The organism is Nonomuraea roseola (assembly GCF_039535395.1).
GTDB lineage: Bacteria > Actinomycetota > Actinomycetes > Streptosporangiales > Streptosporangiaceae > Nonomuraea > Nonomuraea roseola.
Genome location: NZ_BAAAXC010000015.1, coordinates 2,061,967 through 2,077,566, shown reverse-complemented (window position 1 = coordinate 2,077,566; position 15,600 = coordinate 2,061,967). Strand labels below are relative to the sequence as shown.

General features: G+C 69.1%; 15 protein-coding genes. 12 read left to right on the top strand and 3 right to left on the bottom strand.

The window, feature by feature from the left end:
• The first annotated feature begins 289 nt into the window (after positions 1-289).
• The 4 genes from ABFX55_RS32930 to ABFX55_RS32915 all read left to right on the top strand — a co-directional run bounded on the left by ABFX55_RS32930 (position 290) and on the right by ABFX55_RS32915 (position 4,243).
• Positions 290-832 carry a hypothetical protein gene (locus ABFX55_RS32930; RefSeq protein ID WP_346126550.1) on the top strand — a complete coding sequence of 181 codons (543 nt, stop codon included), beginning with the start codon at positions 290-292 and terminating at the stop codon, positions 830-832.
• On the top strand, positions 829-3,105 hold the full coding sequence (locus ABFX55_RS32925) for a bifunctional polysaccharide deacetylase/glycosyltransferase family 2 protein (RefSeq protein ID WP_346126549.1): 2,277 nt from the start codon (positions 829-831) through the stop codon (positions 3,103-3,105). Before ABFX55_RS32930 ends, ABFX55_RS32925 begins: the two co-directional genes overlap by 4 nt.
• Before the next feature lie 119 nt (positions 3,106-3,224).
• Entirely contained in the window at positions 3,225-3,572 is a 348-nt protein-coding gene (locus tag ABFX55_RS32920; protein WP_346126548.1) for a DoxX family protein, read from the top strand.
• Positions 3,573-3,652: 80 nt separating this feature from the next.
• Positions 3,653-4,243: a DinB family protein gene (locus tag ABFX55_RS32915; protein ID WP_346126547.1), complete on the top strand. Its 591-nt coding sequence runs from the start codon at positions 3,653-3,655 to the stop codon at positions 4,241-4,243.
• Between the two features lie 31 nt (positions 4,244-4,274).
• Here ABFX55_RS32915 and ABFX55_RS32910 read toward each other — a convergent pair whose 3' ends face one another.
• Entirely contained in the window at positions 4,275-4,742 is a 468-nt protein-coding gene (locus tag ABFX55_RS32910) for a hypothetical protein (protein WP_346126546.1), read from the bottom strand.
• 389 nt (positions 4,743-5,131) lie between these two features.
• Here ABFX55_RS32910 and ABFX55_RS32905 point away from each other — a divergent pair, with 389 nt between their 5' ends.
• Both ABFX55_RS32905 and ABFX55_RS32900 read left to right on the top strand, forming a co-directional pair.
• Positions 5,132-5,833: a DUF2975 domain-containing protein gene (locus ABFX55_RS32905; protein WP_346126545.1), complete on the top strand. Its 702-nt coding sequence runs from the start codon at positions 5,132-5,134 to the stop codon at positions 5,831-5,833.
• Positions 5,833-6,066 (top strand): helix-turn-helix domain-containing protein, encoded by a 234-nt coding sequence (locus ABFX55_RS32900; RefSeq protein WP_346126544.1) that lies wholly within the window; start codon positions 5,833-5,835, stop codon positions 6,064-6,066. The genes ABFX55_RS32905 and ABFX55_RS32900 overlap by 1 nt, the downstream gene beginning before the upstream one ends.
• Positions 6,067-6,201: 135 nt before the next feature.
• Here the strand turns inward: ABFX55_RS32900 and ABFX55_RS32895 are convergent, their stop codons facing one another.
• Positions 6,202-6,909, bottom strand: a complete 708-nt coding sequence (locus tag ABFX55_RS32895; RefSeq protein ID WP_346126543.1) for a hypothetical protein — start codon at positions 6,907-6,909, stop codon at positions 6,202-6,204.
• A 563-nt stretch (positions 6,910-7,472) separates the two neighbouring features.
• Between ABFX55_RS32895 and ABFX55_RS32890 the strand changes: the two genes are divergently transcribed.
• The 6 genes from ABFX55_RS32890 to ABFX55_RS32865 all read left to right on the top strand — a co-directional run bounded on the left by ABFX55_RS32890 (position 7,473) and on the right by ABFX55_RS32865 (position 14,378).
• A complete protein-coding gene (locus ABFX55_RS32890; RefSeq protein WP_346126542.1) occupies positions 7,473-8,531 on the top strand; it encodes a FecCD family ABC transporter permease in 1,059 nt (352 codons plus the stop codon).
• The gene (locus ABFX55_RS32885; protein ID WP_346126541.1) at positions 8,528-9,595 is read left to right on the top strand and encodes a FecCD family ABC transporter permease; all 1,068 of its coding nucleotides are present in this window, start codon (positions 8,528-8,530) and stop codon (positions 9,593-9,595) included. The genes ABFX55_RS32890 and ABFX55_RS32885 overlap by 4 nt, the downstream gene beginning before the upstream one ends.
• A gap of 186 nt (positions 9,596-9,781) precedes the next feature.
• On the top strand, positions 9,782-10,777 hold the full coding sequence (locus ABFX55_RS32880; protein WP_346126540.1) for an iron-siderophore ABC transporter substrate-binding protein: 996 nt from the start codon (positions 9,782-9,784) through the stop codon (positions 10,775-10,777).
• Between the two features lie 46 nt (positions 10,778-10,823).
• A complete protein-coding gene (locus ABFX55_RS32875; RefSeq protein WP_346126539.1) occupies positions 10,824-12,287 on the top strand; it encodes an ABC transporter transmembrane domain-containing protein in 1,464 nt (487 codons plus the stop codon).
• Entirely contained in the window at positions 12,211-12,681 is a 471-nt protein-coding gene (locus ABFX55_RS32870) for an ABC transporter ATP-binding protein (RefSeq protein WP_346126538.1), read from the top strand. Before ABFX55_RS32875 ends, ABFX55_RS32870 begins: the two co-directional genes overlap by 77 nt.
• Positions 12,682-12,719: 38 nt before the next feature.
• Complete coding sequence (locus tag ABFX55_RS32865) at positions 12,720-14,378, top strand: ABC transporter transmembrane domain-containing protein (protein ID WP_346126537.1); 1,659 nt, start codon at positions 12,720-12,722, stop codon at positions 14,376-14,378.
• Here ABFX55_RS32865 and ABFX55_RS32860 read toward each other — a convergent pair.
• Entirely contained in the window at positions 14,354-15,532 is a 1,179-nt protein-coding gene (locus ABFX55_RS32860) for a serine hydrolase domain-containing protein (RefSeq protein WP_346126536.1), read from the bottom strand. The genes ABFX55_RS32865 and ABFX55_RS32860 overlap by 25 nt on opposite strands.
• Positions 15,533-15,600 lie beyond the last annotated feature (68 nt).

The following is a 15,600-nucleotide window of genomic DNA, read 5'->3' as shown; positions in this document are numbered from 1 at the left end:
TTCGATCATGAACAGAACCCCCGTTCTGAATGTCCACAAGATCGTGTCCGGTCACAGAAATATCACAGGCAACTTCCGGACATAATTGGATTTACGGACGGTGTGATCCATGTCATAAGGGACGGCCGCACGGATCCGGCGCAGGGGTGGAAGCCGGGCAGGAAACGGGCCAGGTCACTCCAGGGCACCTTCGATGTACGGCATGCGCGGCGCGTCAGCAGCCGATGTGGTTCGCAATGAAAGGCGAAATTTCCCGACTAGTTATCAACCATCACTACGATCACTCGCCGTGTCCCCCGAGCAGCACGGCCCTGCGCCGATCCAGAAGGCGGTCTTCGTCGACCACAGCGGTCGACGTCGACGGTTGGTCATCGTCAGCTCCATCGCCTCCGGCGTGCTGGCGCTGGCCATGTTCGCCATCGTGATCGGGGGGCTGTTCTCCAGCACGACGCTCTCTGTGAGCGGCTGGCCTGGAAACGACGGAGAAAGTCCCGCGAGCGCGGCCTCGCCCGGAGCTTCCGAGCCGGCGGCGACACCTCGGGCGAGCATGTCCAGACGGCCCACACCCACGGCGACACCCACGCGAACCAGGGCCATCCCCACGGTCAGGTCCCGCGTGACCCGTCGCGCCACGCCGTCACAGCAGCCCGTGCCCGACACGGTGGTGGACCCACGGGAGCCCTCTCCCAGCGCCGAACCAAGCGCGACGCCCAGCGGCGATCCGCGACCGAGCACGGAACCGACACCCGACCCCACCCCCGACCAGCCGCCCGGCCTGGACAAGACCCCACCGGGACACGCCCAGGGCAAGACGAAGGGCCCGAAGGAGTGAGGGCCCCGAGCCCTCAGGACAGGCAGGTCTGGCCACCGGCTCCCCTCCTTCCCCGGCAGGACGTCGGCGCCGCGCAGTCCGAGGAGGGCCGGCGCAAGAGCCCGAGCGAGCCGCCCGGCCTGTCGCCTCAGCCTGTCAGGAAGGCCACCGATCCCAGGGGCCACTGGTTTCTGCTGGCCGTCGGGCTCCTGCTGGCCTCCGGCGCCCTGGTGCTCAACGGCTACGTGACCAACGTGGTCGGCGAGACACACGCGGCCCCGCCCGCCGCCGGCCCTCCCTCCCCCGAACTCGAGCGGGTACGGCGGGGCGGTCCCATGCTGAACCTCACGGGGAGCCAGGTCGCCAGCGTCCGCCTGCCCGCCAAGACCCTCGCTCTGACCTTCGACGACGGCCCCGACCCCGCCTGGACCCCTCAGGTGCTCGACGCGCTGAAGAGGCACGGCGCCAAGGCGACCTTCTTCACCGTCGGCTCCAAGATCGCTCAACACCCCGAGCTGGCCAGGCGGATCGTGGCCGAGGGCCACGAGATCGGTAATCACACCTACGCCCATGCCGATCTGAGCGAGGTCCCCGGCTGGCGGCTCGGGCTGGAGCTGTCGCTGACGCAGCAGGCACTCGCGGGGGCCACAGGCCTGCACACGACCCTGGCCCGCCCGCCGTACTCCTCGACTCCCGCCGCGGTCACGGGCCCACAATGGGAGAGCCTGAAGGCCGTCGCGGACAGGGGATATCTCCTCGTGCTCACCGACCTGGACACCAAGGACTGGGCCAGGCCCGGCTCGGCGCAGATCGTCAAGGCCGCTCTTCCCGCCAGAGGACGCGGCGCGATCGTCATGATGCACGATGCCGGTGGCGACAGGCGCCAGACCGTGGAGGCCGTCGATCGGGTGCTGGGCGCTCTCACCGCGAAGGGGTATCGCGGGGTCACCGTGACGCAGGCGCTCGGGATGCCCTCGGCGCACCGGCAGGCTGAGCCGGTGGAGCGGTTCGCGGGCGCCGTGCTCAACGTCGCTCAAAGGGGCTCGAAGGCGTTCACCGAATCGCTGTCGTGGGTGCTGTTCGCCGCCGGGGTGCTCACCCTGGCCAGGCTCGCCTTCTTCGCGGTGCTGGCCTGGGTGCACGCCCGCCGTAACCGAGGTGGAAGAAGGCGCAGGGGCCGCGCCCCCGCCTGGCCCGCGCCACCCTCGGTGACCGTCATCGTGCCCGCCTACAACGAGGCGGCGGGCATCCAGGCGACGATCAGGTCGCTGGTGAACACCACCTACGAGGGCGCGCTCGAAGTACTTGTCGTCGACGACGGATCCACCGATGACACCGCGGCGCTCGCCGCGGCGCTCGCCTTCGACAACGTCAGGGTGATCAGGCAGCACAACGGCGGCAAACCGTCCGCGCTCAACACCGGCATCACCCACGCCGGGCACGAACTGCTGGTCATGGTGGACGGTGACACCGTCTTCGAACCCGCCACGATCGGGCAGCTGATCCGCCAGCTCGCCGACCCCGCCGTCGGCGCGGTGAGCGGCAACACCAAGGTCGGCAACCGGCGCGGCATGATCGGACGCTGGCAGCACATCGAGTACGTGATCGGCTTCAACCTCGACCGGCGCGCCTTCGAACTGCTGGACTGCATGGCCACCGTGCCGGGCGCGATCGGGGCCTTCAGACGCTCGGCGCTGATCGAGCTCGGCGGCGTCAGCACCGACACGCTGGCCGAGGACACCGACCTGACGATGGCGCTGTGCCGGGCCGGATGGCGGGTGGTCTACGAGGAGAAGGCGCTGGCGTGGACCGAGGCGCCGACCTCGCTCGGCCAGCTGTGGAAGCAGCGCTACCGCTGGTGCTACGGCACCCTGCAGGCGATGTGGAAGCACAGGAGAGCCGTACTGGAACGCGCCTCCTTCGGCCGCCGGTGTCTCGGGTATCTCACCCTGTTCCAGGTCGTGTTGCCGCTGCTCGCGCCCGTCGTCGATCTCATGGCCGTCTACAGCGCCGCCGTGGGCGATCCGCTGCCGGTCGTGGCGGTATGGGGCGGGTTCGTCATCGTGCAGGCGCTGACCGGCTGGTACGCGCTGCGGCTGGACGGCGAGCGCGCCTCGGCCCTCTGGGTCCTGCCCCTGCAGCAGTTCGTCTACCGCCAGCTCATGTACCTCGTCGTGATCCAGTCGGTGGCCACCGCGGTGCTCGGGGTGCGGCTGCGCTGGCACACCGTACGCAGAGAGGGCACCTTCGACGCGTCACCGCTACCGCGGACGCCGGCGGGAACGCCCTCCTAGCTCCTCTCTGGATCGAGGGCAGGTCAGGTGGTCCGCCTGGCCTGTCACACTTCCGAGCCCTGCGGGGTCAAGGCAGTGAAGGGCTCACACCCGCGCCCACCTGATGAGGAGCATCTCTCATGTCCACTGTTTACCTGGTCGTCACCGTTCTGGCCGCCGCATGGGTGGGCTTCTCGGCCTTCTCCATCTTCGTCCGCGCCAAGTGGGTCGTGGAGCCCCTGACCGAGTACGGCGTCCCCAGCTCGTGGTGGCCGTGGCTCGGCGTGGCCAAGGCCGCGGGGGCGGTGGGCATGCTGGTCGGCCTGTTCGTGCCGGTCATCGGCGTCCTGGCCGCGATCGGCCTGGTGCTGTACTTCACCGGAGCCGTCGTCACCGTGCTTCGGGCGCGCTCGTACTCACACGTCCCCTTCCCACTGCTCTACCTGGTGCCGGTGGCCGTCTCCCTGGCGCTGGGATACGCCGCCTGAGCGCCGTGCTCCCACGGCGTCCTGGCTGGGAGCTTCGCCGCTCCGGCTGGCTCCTCGACCTGGTGAGGAAGGATGTCCGCATGACTGGATGGGAACCGAAGGCGGATCTTCACCACTACCTGCAGGTCGCCCGTGAAGCCCTGTTGGGCAAGCTCGACGGGCTCTCGGAGTACGACGCCCGCCGTCCACTGACACCCACAGGAACCAACCTGCTGGGGCTGATCAAACATGTGGCGGGCGTGGAGCTGGGGTACTTCGGCGACACCTTCGGACGGCCGTCCGCCGAGCCGTTGCCGTGGATGGCGGACGACGCCGAGCCCAACGCGGACATGTGGGCGACCGCCGACGAGCGGCGCGAAGAGATCGTCGGGCTGTACCGCCGGGCCTGGGCGCACTCGGACGCGACGATCGACGCGCTGGCGTTGGACGCGATCGGGCAGGTGCCGTGGTGGCCGGAGGAGCGGCGTCGGGTGACGCTGCACCGGACCCTCGTCCTGGTGATCGCGGAGACCAGCCGGCACGCGGGGCACGCCGATATCGTCAGGGAACTCATCGACGGGACCGCAGGGCTGCGGGCGGACAACGACAGCCTGGCTCCGGGCGACCAGGCGTGGTGGCAGGAGTATCGGGGCCGGCTCGAGCGGGTGGCGCAGGAAGCCAATCGGAGCTGAGCCGGCCCCTGGCCGAGGTGAGGCAGCGGGCTCAGCCGCAGTTGCCCCAGGCCGTACGCTCTCCGACTCCCACCGGGGTGCTGCTGGTGAACTTTCCTCCAGGTCTCATCCCGGAGACCAGGCCCTGGTAGCCGACGCATATGCCCTTGCCGTACGCCTTCACCGGCCCGGCGTAGTACCGGTAGTAACCGGCGTCCTGCGGTTTGTCGCGGCCGCGCCGGATCAGGTTGACGCCGGTCCAGGTGGACTCCCCGACGTACTTCGTCTTGATGGTGACGGTGCAGTTCTCTCCTGTTCGCGCGTTGTAGAGCAGGTAGACGTGGCCGAAGACGGTGCCGTGGTCGTCCACCACGGCCCTCGTGCCGTCCTTGACCCGGCCGAAACCGCTGCCGCACACCCCTTCGGGGGTGTAGCCGGTGACCGCGTCGGCGGGTGATGCGGTGAGGGTGGTCGCGGCCAGAGCCACGACGGTGCATTGCGCCAGCTTGCTGCGAACCATGAAGTTCCTCCCGTTTGCTCTGGACGATCGACGGGTTTGCGTCGCAACACAAGACTTGACGGATCCGGCATCGCGGAGTCGGTCGCTTCACCAGGGCACCTGTCCGGTGATCTTCTCCCTCTCGGCCGCGTCGCAGACAGGGAGAAGTCGCGCGGCGCTCTGCCCGGGACTCTCGTCGAGGGTGTACAGGGTTACGGTCGCCAGCCGCTCATTCCCGCGTCCTCGACCCACTCGGCGGTCTTCGCTTCGGGACCCCAGCGCGCCGCTCGGGGTGAGTTCGTGGCCTGTGCCGGGACGGCAGAGCCCAGCCCGAGGCGTCCCTTGACTCTTTATCGATTATCGATACGATCGATAATCGATAGTATCGATGAACGATAAGGAGCCTCGCGATGCCTCTCGACAGATCAACCCCTCTGAGATGGACGGCGGTCACCGTACGCGTCCTCCTGGTGCTGTTCGCGGCAGTGATGATCTACGAGGTCGGGCGTGCGGCCCTGACCGGCGGAGAGAACGCCTATGGTTCCCTCGGCGCCCGAAGCCTGGTGTGTGCGCCCTCGCCGCATTTCGGCGATGTGAAGAACAACTTCATCGAGAATCCCCAACGCCGGAAGGCCGTGGAAGCGAGTAGCGCCGCAGACGGCGCCCTCTACCCCGTGAAGGAGGGGGCCGAGTTCCTCCACCCCATGCCTCAGCTCTGCAAGGACGACTCCGGCCTCGGCACCCAGCTGCTGTACCAGACCTCGCGTTTCGCCACCCCGCTGGTCCTGCTCGCCGCGCTCTTCCTGCTCGACCGGCTGATCAGGGGCGCACGGCGGGAGGGCGGTTTCGACGAGATGGTCGTCCGCAGGCTGTGGTTCCTCGGCGTGTTCCTTGTCGCGGGTACGCTCGCGAGCTCGCTCTTCACCACCATCGTCGAGACCGGCCTGGCCGTGTCGATGGTGGCCGGCCCCGTCAGTGATGTGTGGGAGATGGCATTGTCTGGCTGGGTCTTCCCGTGGGCGTTCCTGATCGCCGGGCTCGGGCTCGTGGTGATGTCGAAGGTCGTCCGCGTCGGCGCGCACATGCGTGAGGAACTCGCGGGAACCGTCTGATGTCCCCTGTCGAGAACCCCGAGCACGCCATCGAGGTGCACCTGGACCGGCTGCTCGAGGAGCGTGGCATGACGCTGGTCGAGCTGGCCGACAAGGTGGGGATCACCAACGTGAACCTGTCGATCCTCAAGAACAACCGCGCCAAGGCGATCCGATTCTCCACGCTGAGCAAGATCTGCGAGGTTCTCGGCTGCCAGCCCGGCGACCTGCTGTCCTTCAAGCCCCCCTCCTGACGAGATTCCACCTGCGCTGTTGCTCCCGCTTCGCTACTCGCGGTGGCCGTGAGGGTGTTGTCAGTGTCGTCGAGCCGAGGGGAAGCGTTCGGGGAGGGGAGATGCGCTGCCCCTCCCCGAGTGCCGAGGCGAAAACTAGCTCAGCATCTTCGACCGGGCGGTCGAGGCCGGTGGCCGCTCACGCAGCATCTGCGTGCCCAGCGGGACCAAGGCCACGCAGAGCAGGACGGTGACCAGGACATCGGGGATCGAGGCGGCCTTCAGCACGCCCATCCAGGTGCCGCCCGCCAGCAGCAGCATCAAGGCACGGGCGATGCCGAGCACGCCGGAGCGCCAGGCGGCGATGGCCAGCAGGAGCGAGCCCGCGTACTGGCCGACCGAGGCCCAGACCGGTACCCGCCAGGGCCCGTAGGAGATGTCGACGTACTCCTTCATGATGGCGTCCGTCGCCTGCTCCAGCCCGAGGACCTCGGTGAGCTGGAAGGCGGTCTGGTCGGCACCGGCGAAGTACAGGCGGGCGAAGAGCCCGGCGACCAGCAGCGTGGCGCCCCAGAACGCGAGGCTGCCCCCCACCCGCTGGGCCAGGGCGATGAAGGCGGGGAAGAGCAGCACCGCCCCCAGCGCGAAGACCGCGTAGGAGAGGGTGAGCAGGGCGGGGTCCGAGGTGTAGGCGAGGAGCTGGCCGGCGGCGGCGAACGGCTGCGCCTCCGCCCACGCCTGCTGTTGAGAAGTGAGCGCGGTGACCGAGCTCAGGTAACGCAGCAGGTATCCGGCGCACAGGACGACCGGCCCCAGGACGAGCGTCACGCCGCCGATCCACCGTCCGGGAAAGTACATGTTCATGGGAGCGAGCCTGGTGCGGGTGGCCGGGACGGATCATCCCTCGATAGTCAACTCATACCCCTGTCGAAAGTCAGGGGACACATCACGTGCTCGTCGAAGCCGAACCCCGTCATCTCCATTCGGCCCGACCCGGCATGGACCGCAAGCTGATTTCCGCGATGTCCTCATAGCCGGCGAGATCTGCCCCTGGATCTCGGTCGGCCACTCGGCTTCCACCTCGGCCGGTAACCACCCAGGGTCGTCTTGCCCGTCTCTCCGCCGCCGCCCAGGCCTCGTCGGCGCCGGGTCCACCGAAAGAATGCGCAGGCCTGCTTCGCCCCAATATAAGGTTAGTCTCACCTAAGTTGATAGATCGAGAAGGCGCGGGATCGGCGGACACAAGCCCGCTCTCCCGAGACCACCCCCACGGGAAGCGGCCCAGCCGACAGCGGACGGTCGCGACGCGCGAGGCGATGGTGGGTGGGTTCTTCTCGGATGGCATGTCCGAAGCTGGGCGGCCGGCGCTGAGGTCGCGACCCCTCTGGCCGTACGCCCCTGGTGGATCGAAGGAATAGCGTGCGTCGATGAGTACGACTGTGGGGATACGTCCCTCGTCCGAGGCCGCCACAGCGGCCCGCCGGCGGCGGGTCGCGGGCCTGGGCGCGCTCGCGGTTGTTCTCCTGGTCGCGGGGGCGGTGTCGCTGGCTGTCGGTGCGCGCGCGTTGAGTCCCGCGGAGGTGTGGCACGGGTTGTTCACGGCGCAGGGCTCCGACCAGCGGCTCACCGAGATCACGCTCATCGTCCAGACCGTACGGGTGCCCCGGACCGTGCTCGCGGTCGTGGCGGGCGTCGCCCTGGGGGTCAGCGGTGCGTTGATCCAGGGGTACACGCGTAACCCGATCGCAGACACGGGGTTGCTTGGGGTGAACACCGGCGCCTCGTTCGCCGTGGTGTCGGTGATCGTCCTGTTCGGATTCTCCAGTCCGTACCAGTACGTCTGGTTCGCCTTCCTGGGAGCGGCGGTCGCCGGTGTCGTCGTGTTCGGGCTGGCGAGCATCGGCAGGGGGGCGGGCAGCCCGTTGACGCTCGCGCTGGCCGGGCAGGGGGTCGCGGTGTTCCTGGCAGCGATGACCACGGCGGTTTCGCTGTCGGACCAGGCGTCGCTGAACGCGCTGCGGTTCTGGAAGGCGGGCTCCGTGTCCGGTGTCGGATTCGACGTCATCTGGCCGGTGCTCGCGTTCACGGTGCTGGGGTTGGCTTTGGCGTTGACCACCCTGCCCACCATCAATCTGCTCAACCTGGGTGACGATGTGGCGCGAGGGCTGGGGGTGAACCTCACGCTGAGCCGAGCCGTCGGCATCGTCGCGATCACCCTGCTGGCCGGCGCGACGACGGCGGCATGCGGCCCCATCGCGTTTCTCGGGCTCATGGTGGCCCATGTGGCCCGGTATGTCACCGGGCCTGACTACCGCTGGCTGGTGCCGTGCGCGGGTCTGCTCGGAGCCCTCGTCCTGCTGGTCTGTGACATTGTGGGGCGCGTGGTGGCACGACCGGGCGAGTTGCAGGCAGGCGTCGTCGTCGCCCTCGTCGGCGCCCCGTTCTTCGCGGCGCTGGTGTGGCGCGGAAAGTTCAAGACGGTATGAACGAGACAGCGGTGAAGCGGTCGGTGACGCCGGGCGTGCGGCTCGGCTCCGCGTCGTTCGTATGGCGGCCCTGGATGGTGTTCGTCACGCTGCTGCTGATGGCGGCGACCTCTCTGGTGTTCTGCCTGTCCATCGGCGTCGGGGACTTCCCCATCGGCCTGTCCCAGGTGATCGCCACGCTCCTCGGCCAGGGGGAGCGGGTCGACGAGTTCGTGATCATGGATCTGCGGATGCCGCGCGCCCTGGCCGGGCTCATCGTGGGGGTCGCGCTGGGGATGTCCGGGGCGATCACGCAGTCCATCGCGCGCAACCCGCTGGCCAGTCCGGACATTCTGGGGATCACCGGTGGCGCGAGCGCGGTCGCGGTGTTCCTCGTGACGGTGTCCGGTGGGGCCGCCGCGGCGATCGTCGACTCCGTGGGCCTGTCCGTGGCCGCACTCGCGGGCGGTCTCGGCACGGGCCTGCTGGTGTATTTCCTGGCGTGGCGGCGCGGGATCGATGGCCTCCGGCTCATCCTCATCGGCATCTCGGTGAGCGCAGTGACGGAGGCGATCACCATCTGGCTGCTGGTCACGGCTGACATCCGGGACGTGGCCCGGGCTCAGGCGTGGCTGGTCGGCTCGCTGGACAACCGATCGTGGAGCGAGGTCTGGGTGGCGCTGTGGGGCGCGCTCGCCCTCGTGGCCGTCGTGTCGTGTGTCGCGTTCCACCTCAGGCCGCTGCACTTCGGTGACGAGGTCGCGGCCGGCCTGGGCGTCCGGTACTCGATGGTGCGGGCGGTCCTGCTGTTGTGCGCGGTACTGCTGGCCGGCGTGGCGGTGAGCGCGGCGGGCCCTGTCCCGTTCGTCGCGCTGGTGGCGCCGCAGGTGGCGCTGCGTTTGTCGCGGTACCCGACGCCGCCGCTGGTGGCCTCGGGGCTGACGGGCGCGCTGCTGTTGATCGGTGCCGACCTGGTGGCGCGGACGGCGCTGCCGGTCACTCTCCCGGTCGGCGTGGTCACTGCCGCGATCGGCGGCCCCTTCCTCGTCTACCTGCTGGTGAGGGCGAACCTCAAAGGGCGGTAGGGCTCCCAGGTCATGGGCCGGCCGCACCCCACGTCAGATCAAGTGAGCTTAGGCTTGCCTAATCTCCCGTGCTACGGTTCTCCTGCTGCTAGTCAGGGTCGCAGTGGATCGCACGAAAGCAAGGGATTCCGGATGCTCCTCCAGCGAACAACAGTCAAGAAGTCCTTGCGGCGGTTCGCAGCGGTATTGTCCGCCGCGACCCTCAGTGCCGGCCTCATCGCGGGATGCGGTTCCGGCGCGGCGGACAGGCCGAGCGGCGACACCGCGGCCGCCGCGGGTGGCGCGTTCCCCGTCACTGTGGAGCACGCGTTCGGGTCCACGCAGATCACCAAGGCCCCCCAGCGGGTCGTCTCCGTCGGCTACACCGACGACCAGGCCATCCTGGCCTTCGGCATCAAGCCCGTCGGCATGGTCGACCAGTACCCGAACCCGCCGGGCAAGACTCCTGACATCAACACCCAGTGGCCCTGGGTGAAGGACAAGTGGGGCGACGCCCGTCCCGAGGTCATCATGAGCAACGGGGACACCGGCCCGAACTACGAGAAGATCGCCGCCCTGCGGCCCGACCTGATCATCGCGGTCTACTCCGAGATCGACCAGGCCGCCTACGACCGGCTCTCCAAGATCGCCCCGACGGTGGGCCGCACCAAGGGCGAGAAGGAGCCGTTCAGCGCGCCGTGGCAGGACAACGCGGTGCACATCGCCAAGGCGCTCGGCAAGGCGGACGAAGGCGCCAAGCTGGTGCAGGGCATCCAGGACAAGCTCGACGCCGCCCGTAAGGCGCACCCGGAGTTCGCGAGTCAGACCGCCGTCGCGCTGTCCTGGTACAAGGACGCGGTCGCGCCGTTCACCACCACCGACGTGCGCGGACGCCTCCTGACGGGCATCGGCTTCAAGGGCGCGACGGAGATCGACAAGATCGCGGACGGCAAGTTCTACACCGTGCTTTCTCCCGAGCGCATCGACCTGATCGACGTCGACCGCATCTTCGTCATCAACGACCAGGCCGACCAGGACGCGCTGAAGAAGTTCGCGCTGTTCGACAACCTGCCCGCGGTCAAGGACGGGAAGGTGTCGTACCTTCTGGACAGCGAGGGCCCGGCGATCGGCGCGGCCCTGTCGCAGGGCACCCTGCTGTCCCTGCCGTACGCGATCGACGAACTCGTCAAGTCGGTCGGCTGACGATGTCGATGAACGTGCTCCGCCCCCGTCCCGCCCTGATCCGGGTGTGAGCACCACCGACACCCCTGTCGCCCCGGCCACCCTGCGTACGGCGACCGGACGCGAGGCCACCCGCTGGGTCGCGGCGCACGCCCGCGAAGTGCCATGGCTGACGACGGCCACCGCGCTCACCACGGTGGCAGGGGCGGCGTTTCAGGTCCTGCCGGTGCTCCTGCTCGGCCGGGTGGTCGACGGGGTGATCGAAGGCGAACCGCAGTCGATACTGATCACGATCGGCGCGCTGATGGTGGCCGCCGCGCTTCTCGGCGCGGCGGCCACCGCGGCGTCGACGTACCTGATCGGACGGCTGGGCGCGGACCTGCTCGCGCGGCTGCGGGAGGGCGCCGTCCGGGCGGTGCTGGGAATGCCGAGCGCGCGGATCGAGCAGGTCGGCCGGGGGGACGTGCTGTCCAGGGTCGGCGACGACGTGGCCGTGCTGTCCAGGGGGATCCGCACGGCCGTCCCCACGGTGTTCTCGGCCGGAGTGCTGGTCGTCATCGCCACGGGCGGCATGTTCGGACTGGACTGGCGACTCGGCCTGGCGGGCGCCGGCGCGCTGCCCGCGTACGCGCTGGCCCTGCGCTGGTATCTCCCACGGTCTGCCCCGCTCTACCAGAAGCAGCGGGAAGCCCAGGCCGACCGTGCGCAGGCGTTGATCAGTGGTCTGAACGGGATCGACACGGTCCGGGCGTACCGCCTTGAGGACGCCTTCCGCGAGAAGGTCGCCAGTGAGTCGTGGCGGGTGCGCGATCTCGGCGTCGAGGTGTTCCGGTTCTTCGGCCGGTTCGTCGGCAGGGAGAACCGCGCCGAGTTCATCGGGCTGGTCCTGATCATCGTGGTGGGCTACGTCCTGCTGGAGGCCGATGCCGTCACCTTGGGTGAGGCGTCGGCGGCCCCGCTGCTGTTCCACCGGCTGTTCAACCCACTGGGCTCCATCATGTTCACCTTCGACGAGGCGCAGAAGTCGGGCGCGAGTCTGACCCGGCTGGTCGGGGTGCTTGGCGAGGCCACGGAGGAAAGGCTGGTGGGTCGTGTGGCCGTCGCGCCGGCGGACGTCGAGCCGTACCCGGTGACGGTGGAGGGGCTGACGTTCGGCTATCCCGATTCCGAGCGGCCGGTCCTGCGGGACGTCAACCTGGTGATCCCGGCGGGTGGCTCCCTCGCGCTGGTGGGGGCGACGGGCGCGGGCAAGACGACCCTGGCGGCGCTGATCGCGGGCATCGGGACCCCGCAGGCCGGGTCGGTGCGCATCGGATCGACCGATCTCGCGGACCTGGACGAGGCGGGGGGCGCGGGCCCTGGTGAGCATCCTGACGCAGGAGACGCACGTGTTCTCCGGTCCGCTCGCCGACGACCTGCGGCTGGCCGCGCCGAAGGCTACCGACACCGAGCTGATGGACGCGTTGCGCAGGGTCGGCGCCGGTACGTGGATCGCGGCGCTGCCCGACGGGCTGGGCACCGTGGTCGGTGAGGGCGGCGAGCGCCTGGACGGCACCAAGGCCGCCCAGCTCGCCCTGGCTCGGCTGGTACTGGGCCGATCGCCCGTCGTGGTGCTGGACGAGTCGACCGCGGAGGCGGGCAGCCAGGGCGCCGCCGAGTTGGAGCGGGCCGTGTCGGCCGCCTGTCTGGGCCGCACCACGCTGTTCGTGGCGCACCGGCTGACCCAGGCGATGGCGGCGGACCGCATCGCCGTGCTGGAGGCGGGACGCGTCGTGGAGCAAGGAACCCACGAGGAACTCGTGGCATCGGGCGGCCGGTACGAGCGACTGTGGCGGGCGTGGCAGGAAGGCAGTCAGCAACGTGATCACCGTTCGTCATCAGCTCACCCTGCGAACCCCGGAAGCGATTGCCCGACACCTCGATGACCACTCCTGACAAACAGAGGTCTCGCGCGGGGGCCGACGTGCTCCGGACAGCCCTGCGGCGCAACGCGGGCGCCATGGCCTGGGGCACCGTCCTCATGGGCATGTACCAGGCCGGCGAGACCGCCTTCCCCATCGCGCTCGGCCTGATCGTCGAACACACGCTGCGGGACCGAAGCCTCGGCTCGCTCGCCCTGTCGATCGCCGCGCTGGCCGTGATCATCACGACCGTGTCACTGTCGTGGCGGTTCGGGATGCGCATCCTGCAGAAGGCCAACACGACCGAGGCACACCGCTGGCGTGTGCAGGTCGCGGCCTGCGGACTCCAACCGGTGGCCAGGGACGTCGACCTCAAGTCCGGCGAGGTCCTGACCATCGCCACCGAGGACGCCGACCAGACCGCCGACATCATCGAGGTGGTGCCGCTGCTGATCAGCTCACTGGTGGCGGTGCTGATCGCGGCGGTCGCGCTGGGCATGGCCAGCGTCCAGCTCGGCCTGCTGGTGATCGTGGGGACCATCGCGATCCTGTCGATCCTGAGCGTGATGTCCAAACGCATCGGCACCAGCACCCGCGAGCACCAGGCCCGGGTGGCGCGGGCGGGCGCGAAGGTCGCCGACCTGATCGTCGGCCTGCGCCCGTTGCACGGCTTCGGCGGCAACCACGCGGCGTTCCTCTCCTACCGGAAGGTCAGCACGGAGGCGAAAAGCCAGGCGATCACCGTCGCCAGGGTGAACGGCGCGTACGCCGGCGCCGCGCTGGCCCTCAACGCGCTCCTCGCCACCGCTGTGACCCTGACGGCGGGCTGGCTGGCGTTCGACAGCCAGATCACCATCGGGGAGCTCGTCATGGCCGTGGGGCTGGCTCAGTTCATCATGGAACCGCTCAGGCTGTTCTCGGAGATGCCGAAGTACGTGATGATCGCGCGGGCGTCGGCCGAGCGGATGGCGCTGGTGCTGGCCGCGCCTCCGGTGATGACCCCGGGGACAGAGCGCCTGTCCGCAGGCGGAGACCTCGAGGTCGACAGCGTCCGATACGGGTCCCTGCGCGAGCTGAAGTTCCACGTGTCGGCCGGCGAGTTCGTGGCGATCGCCGCCTACCAGCCGCGCGCGGCGGCCGACCTCACGTCGATCCTGACCATGAACGTCCCGCCCGACGCGTACGAGGGCGTGGTGCGGGTCGGCGGGCGAGAGACGGAGGAGCTGTCGATCGAGGCGGTCCGCGAGCACCTGCTGGTGAACCCGTACGACGGGGAGATCTTCGCAGGCACCCTCCGCACGAACATCGACCCGGCGGGCGCCGGCCGTATGATCCCCGAGGCCGTCGAGGCGTCCATGCTGACCGACGTCGTCGCCCTCCACCGCGAAGGGCTCGATCACGGTGTCCGAGACCGCGGCGCGAACCTTTCCGGCGGGCAGCGCCAACGGCTGTCCCTGGCCCGCGCCCTCGCCGCCGACGCCGACATCCTGGTCCTGCGTGACCCGACGACAGCCGTCGACGCGGTCACCGAACAGCTCATCGCGCGCAACATCGCGAAGCTACGCCGGAACCGCACCACCATCGTGATCACCAGCAGCCCGGCCCTCCTGGACGTGGCCGACCGTGTCCTCGTCCTGGACGGCGGCGTCATCACCGCGGACGACACCCATCGGAACCTCCTCACCACCGACGAGAACTACCGCCTGGCCGTGGCCCGGTGACGGGCGACCCCTGACGTTCGCCAGACGCCCAGGCAGCGCGCCATGAACCGGAAGGGGATGGCCTGTCCCTTGGTCTGGTCGACGGTGCCGACCAGGTGCAGGTCGAGCTCCGGACAGTGGAAGAGCCACGTCCCTGTGGCTCCCGAGTGGCCGACGAGTGTGACAGGGCGGCGCCCCAGTGACATGAGCCGGCCGACCTTGTAGAACATGGTGCCCAGGCCGTACCGGAGGATGGGGATGTTGCGCAGCCGGTTGCGCCGTTCGGTGAGCAGCTCCAGTGAGCGGGCGTCACTGAAGAGTTGGCCGTCGAGCAGCGCTCGCTGAAAGGTGAGGAGATCGCCGGTGGTGCTGAACAGGTCGTTGCAAGACTCGATCATCGAGGTCAGCTCCACGCGGCGCTGTCTCGCGTAGAGCGGTGAGGGCGCTGCGGTCGCCGGATCCGGCGGGCGATGTCCTGGGAGCCAGGTGTGCGTCAGGCCGAGCGGCCCGATGATCCGCTCGGTCAGCAGCTCGGCGAACGAGCGACCGGTCACCGTCTCCACGATGCGGATGAGCAGTTGGAAGCCGGTGTCGGAGTAGCGGGCCTTCTGGCGGGCGGCCGTGAGGTCCTGCGGCTCGAAGTGCGGGCGCTGCTGCTCGCGCGTGATCCGCATCGCGTCCTCGAAGGTCCAGGCCAGATCCTGACCGGCGGCGAGGCGCTCATACAGGCTGGGGCCTTCACGACGCTTCTCGAAGTAGTCCGGCAATCCGGACGTGTGGCTCGCGAGGTGGCGCACCGTGATCGCGGACGTCCTGTCGATCCCCCTGAAGACATGGAGTCCAGTGATCATCTCTGCCCGCAGATAGCTGTTGATCGGCGCGGCCAGCTCGAGCTCGCCGCGCTCGTGCGCCTGCAGTACCAGCGTGATGATGAAACGCTTGGTGACGCTCGCGATGAAGAACGGGGTGTCGGGACGCAGCGGATGATCGTCGGCACCGGCGGGGCCTGAGGCGGCGGACCAGCGCTGTTTCCCGTCGCCGCTTGTGACGGCGAGGTTGGCGTGGTGCACGCCGCGTTGCGCGACGAGGCTCTCCAGCAGGCCCGTCAGCCGCGCGTCGACGTCGTCGGGAACGCGATTGTCATGAGCAGGGGTCGTGGCGAGCGGCGATGTCACGTGAATGTTCCTTGTCTCCGTTCCCTCCGGGTTCTGATGATCTATCTACTAGACATGTCTATGAGAGT

What these genes read in the sequence shown, in the direction of transcription:
- ABFX55_RS32920 (WP_346126548.1), top strand. Translation starts at nt 3,225, where the DNA reads ATGTCCACTGTTTACCTGGTCGTCACCGTTCTGGCCGCCGCATGGGTG.
- ABFX55_RS32915 (WP_346126547.1), top strand. Translation starts at nt 3,653, where the DNA reads ATGACTGGATGGGAACCGAAGGCGGATCTTCACCACTACCTGCAGGTC.
- ABFX55_RS32910 (WP_346126546.1), bottom strand. Translation starts at nt 4,742, where the DNA reads ATGGTTCGCAGCAAGCTGGCGCAATGCACCGTCGTGGCTCTGGCCGCG.
- ABFX55_RS32905 (WP_346126545.1), top strand. Translation starts at nt 5,132, where the DNA reads ATGCCTCTCGACAGATCAACCCCTCTGAGATGGACGGCGGTCACCGTA.
- ABFX55_RS32900 (WP_346126544.1), top strand. Translation starts at nt 5,833, where the DNA reads ATGTCCCCTGTCGAGAACCCCGAGCACGCCATCGAGGTGCACCTGGAC.
- ABFX55_RS32895 (WP_346126543.1), bottom strand. Translation starts at nt 6,909, where the DNA reads ATGAACATGTACTTTCCCGGACGGTGGATCGGCGGCGTGACGCTCGTC.
- ABFX55_RS32890 (WP_346126542.1), top strand. Translation starts at nt 7,473, where the DNA reads ATGAGTACGACTGTGGGGATACGTCCCTCGTCCGAGGCCGCCACAGCG.
- ABFX55_RS32885 (WP_346126541.1), top strand. Translation starts at nt 8,528, where the DNA reads ATGAACGAGACAGCGGTGAAGCGGTCGGTGACGCCGGGCGTGCGGCTC.
- ABFX55_RS32870 (WP_346126538.1), top strand. Translation starts at nt 12,211, where the DNA reads ATGGACGCGTTGCGCAGGGTCGGCGCCGGTACGTGGATCGCGGCGCTG.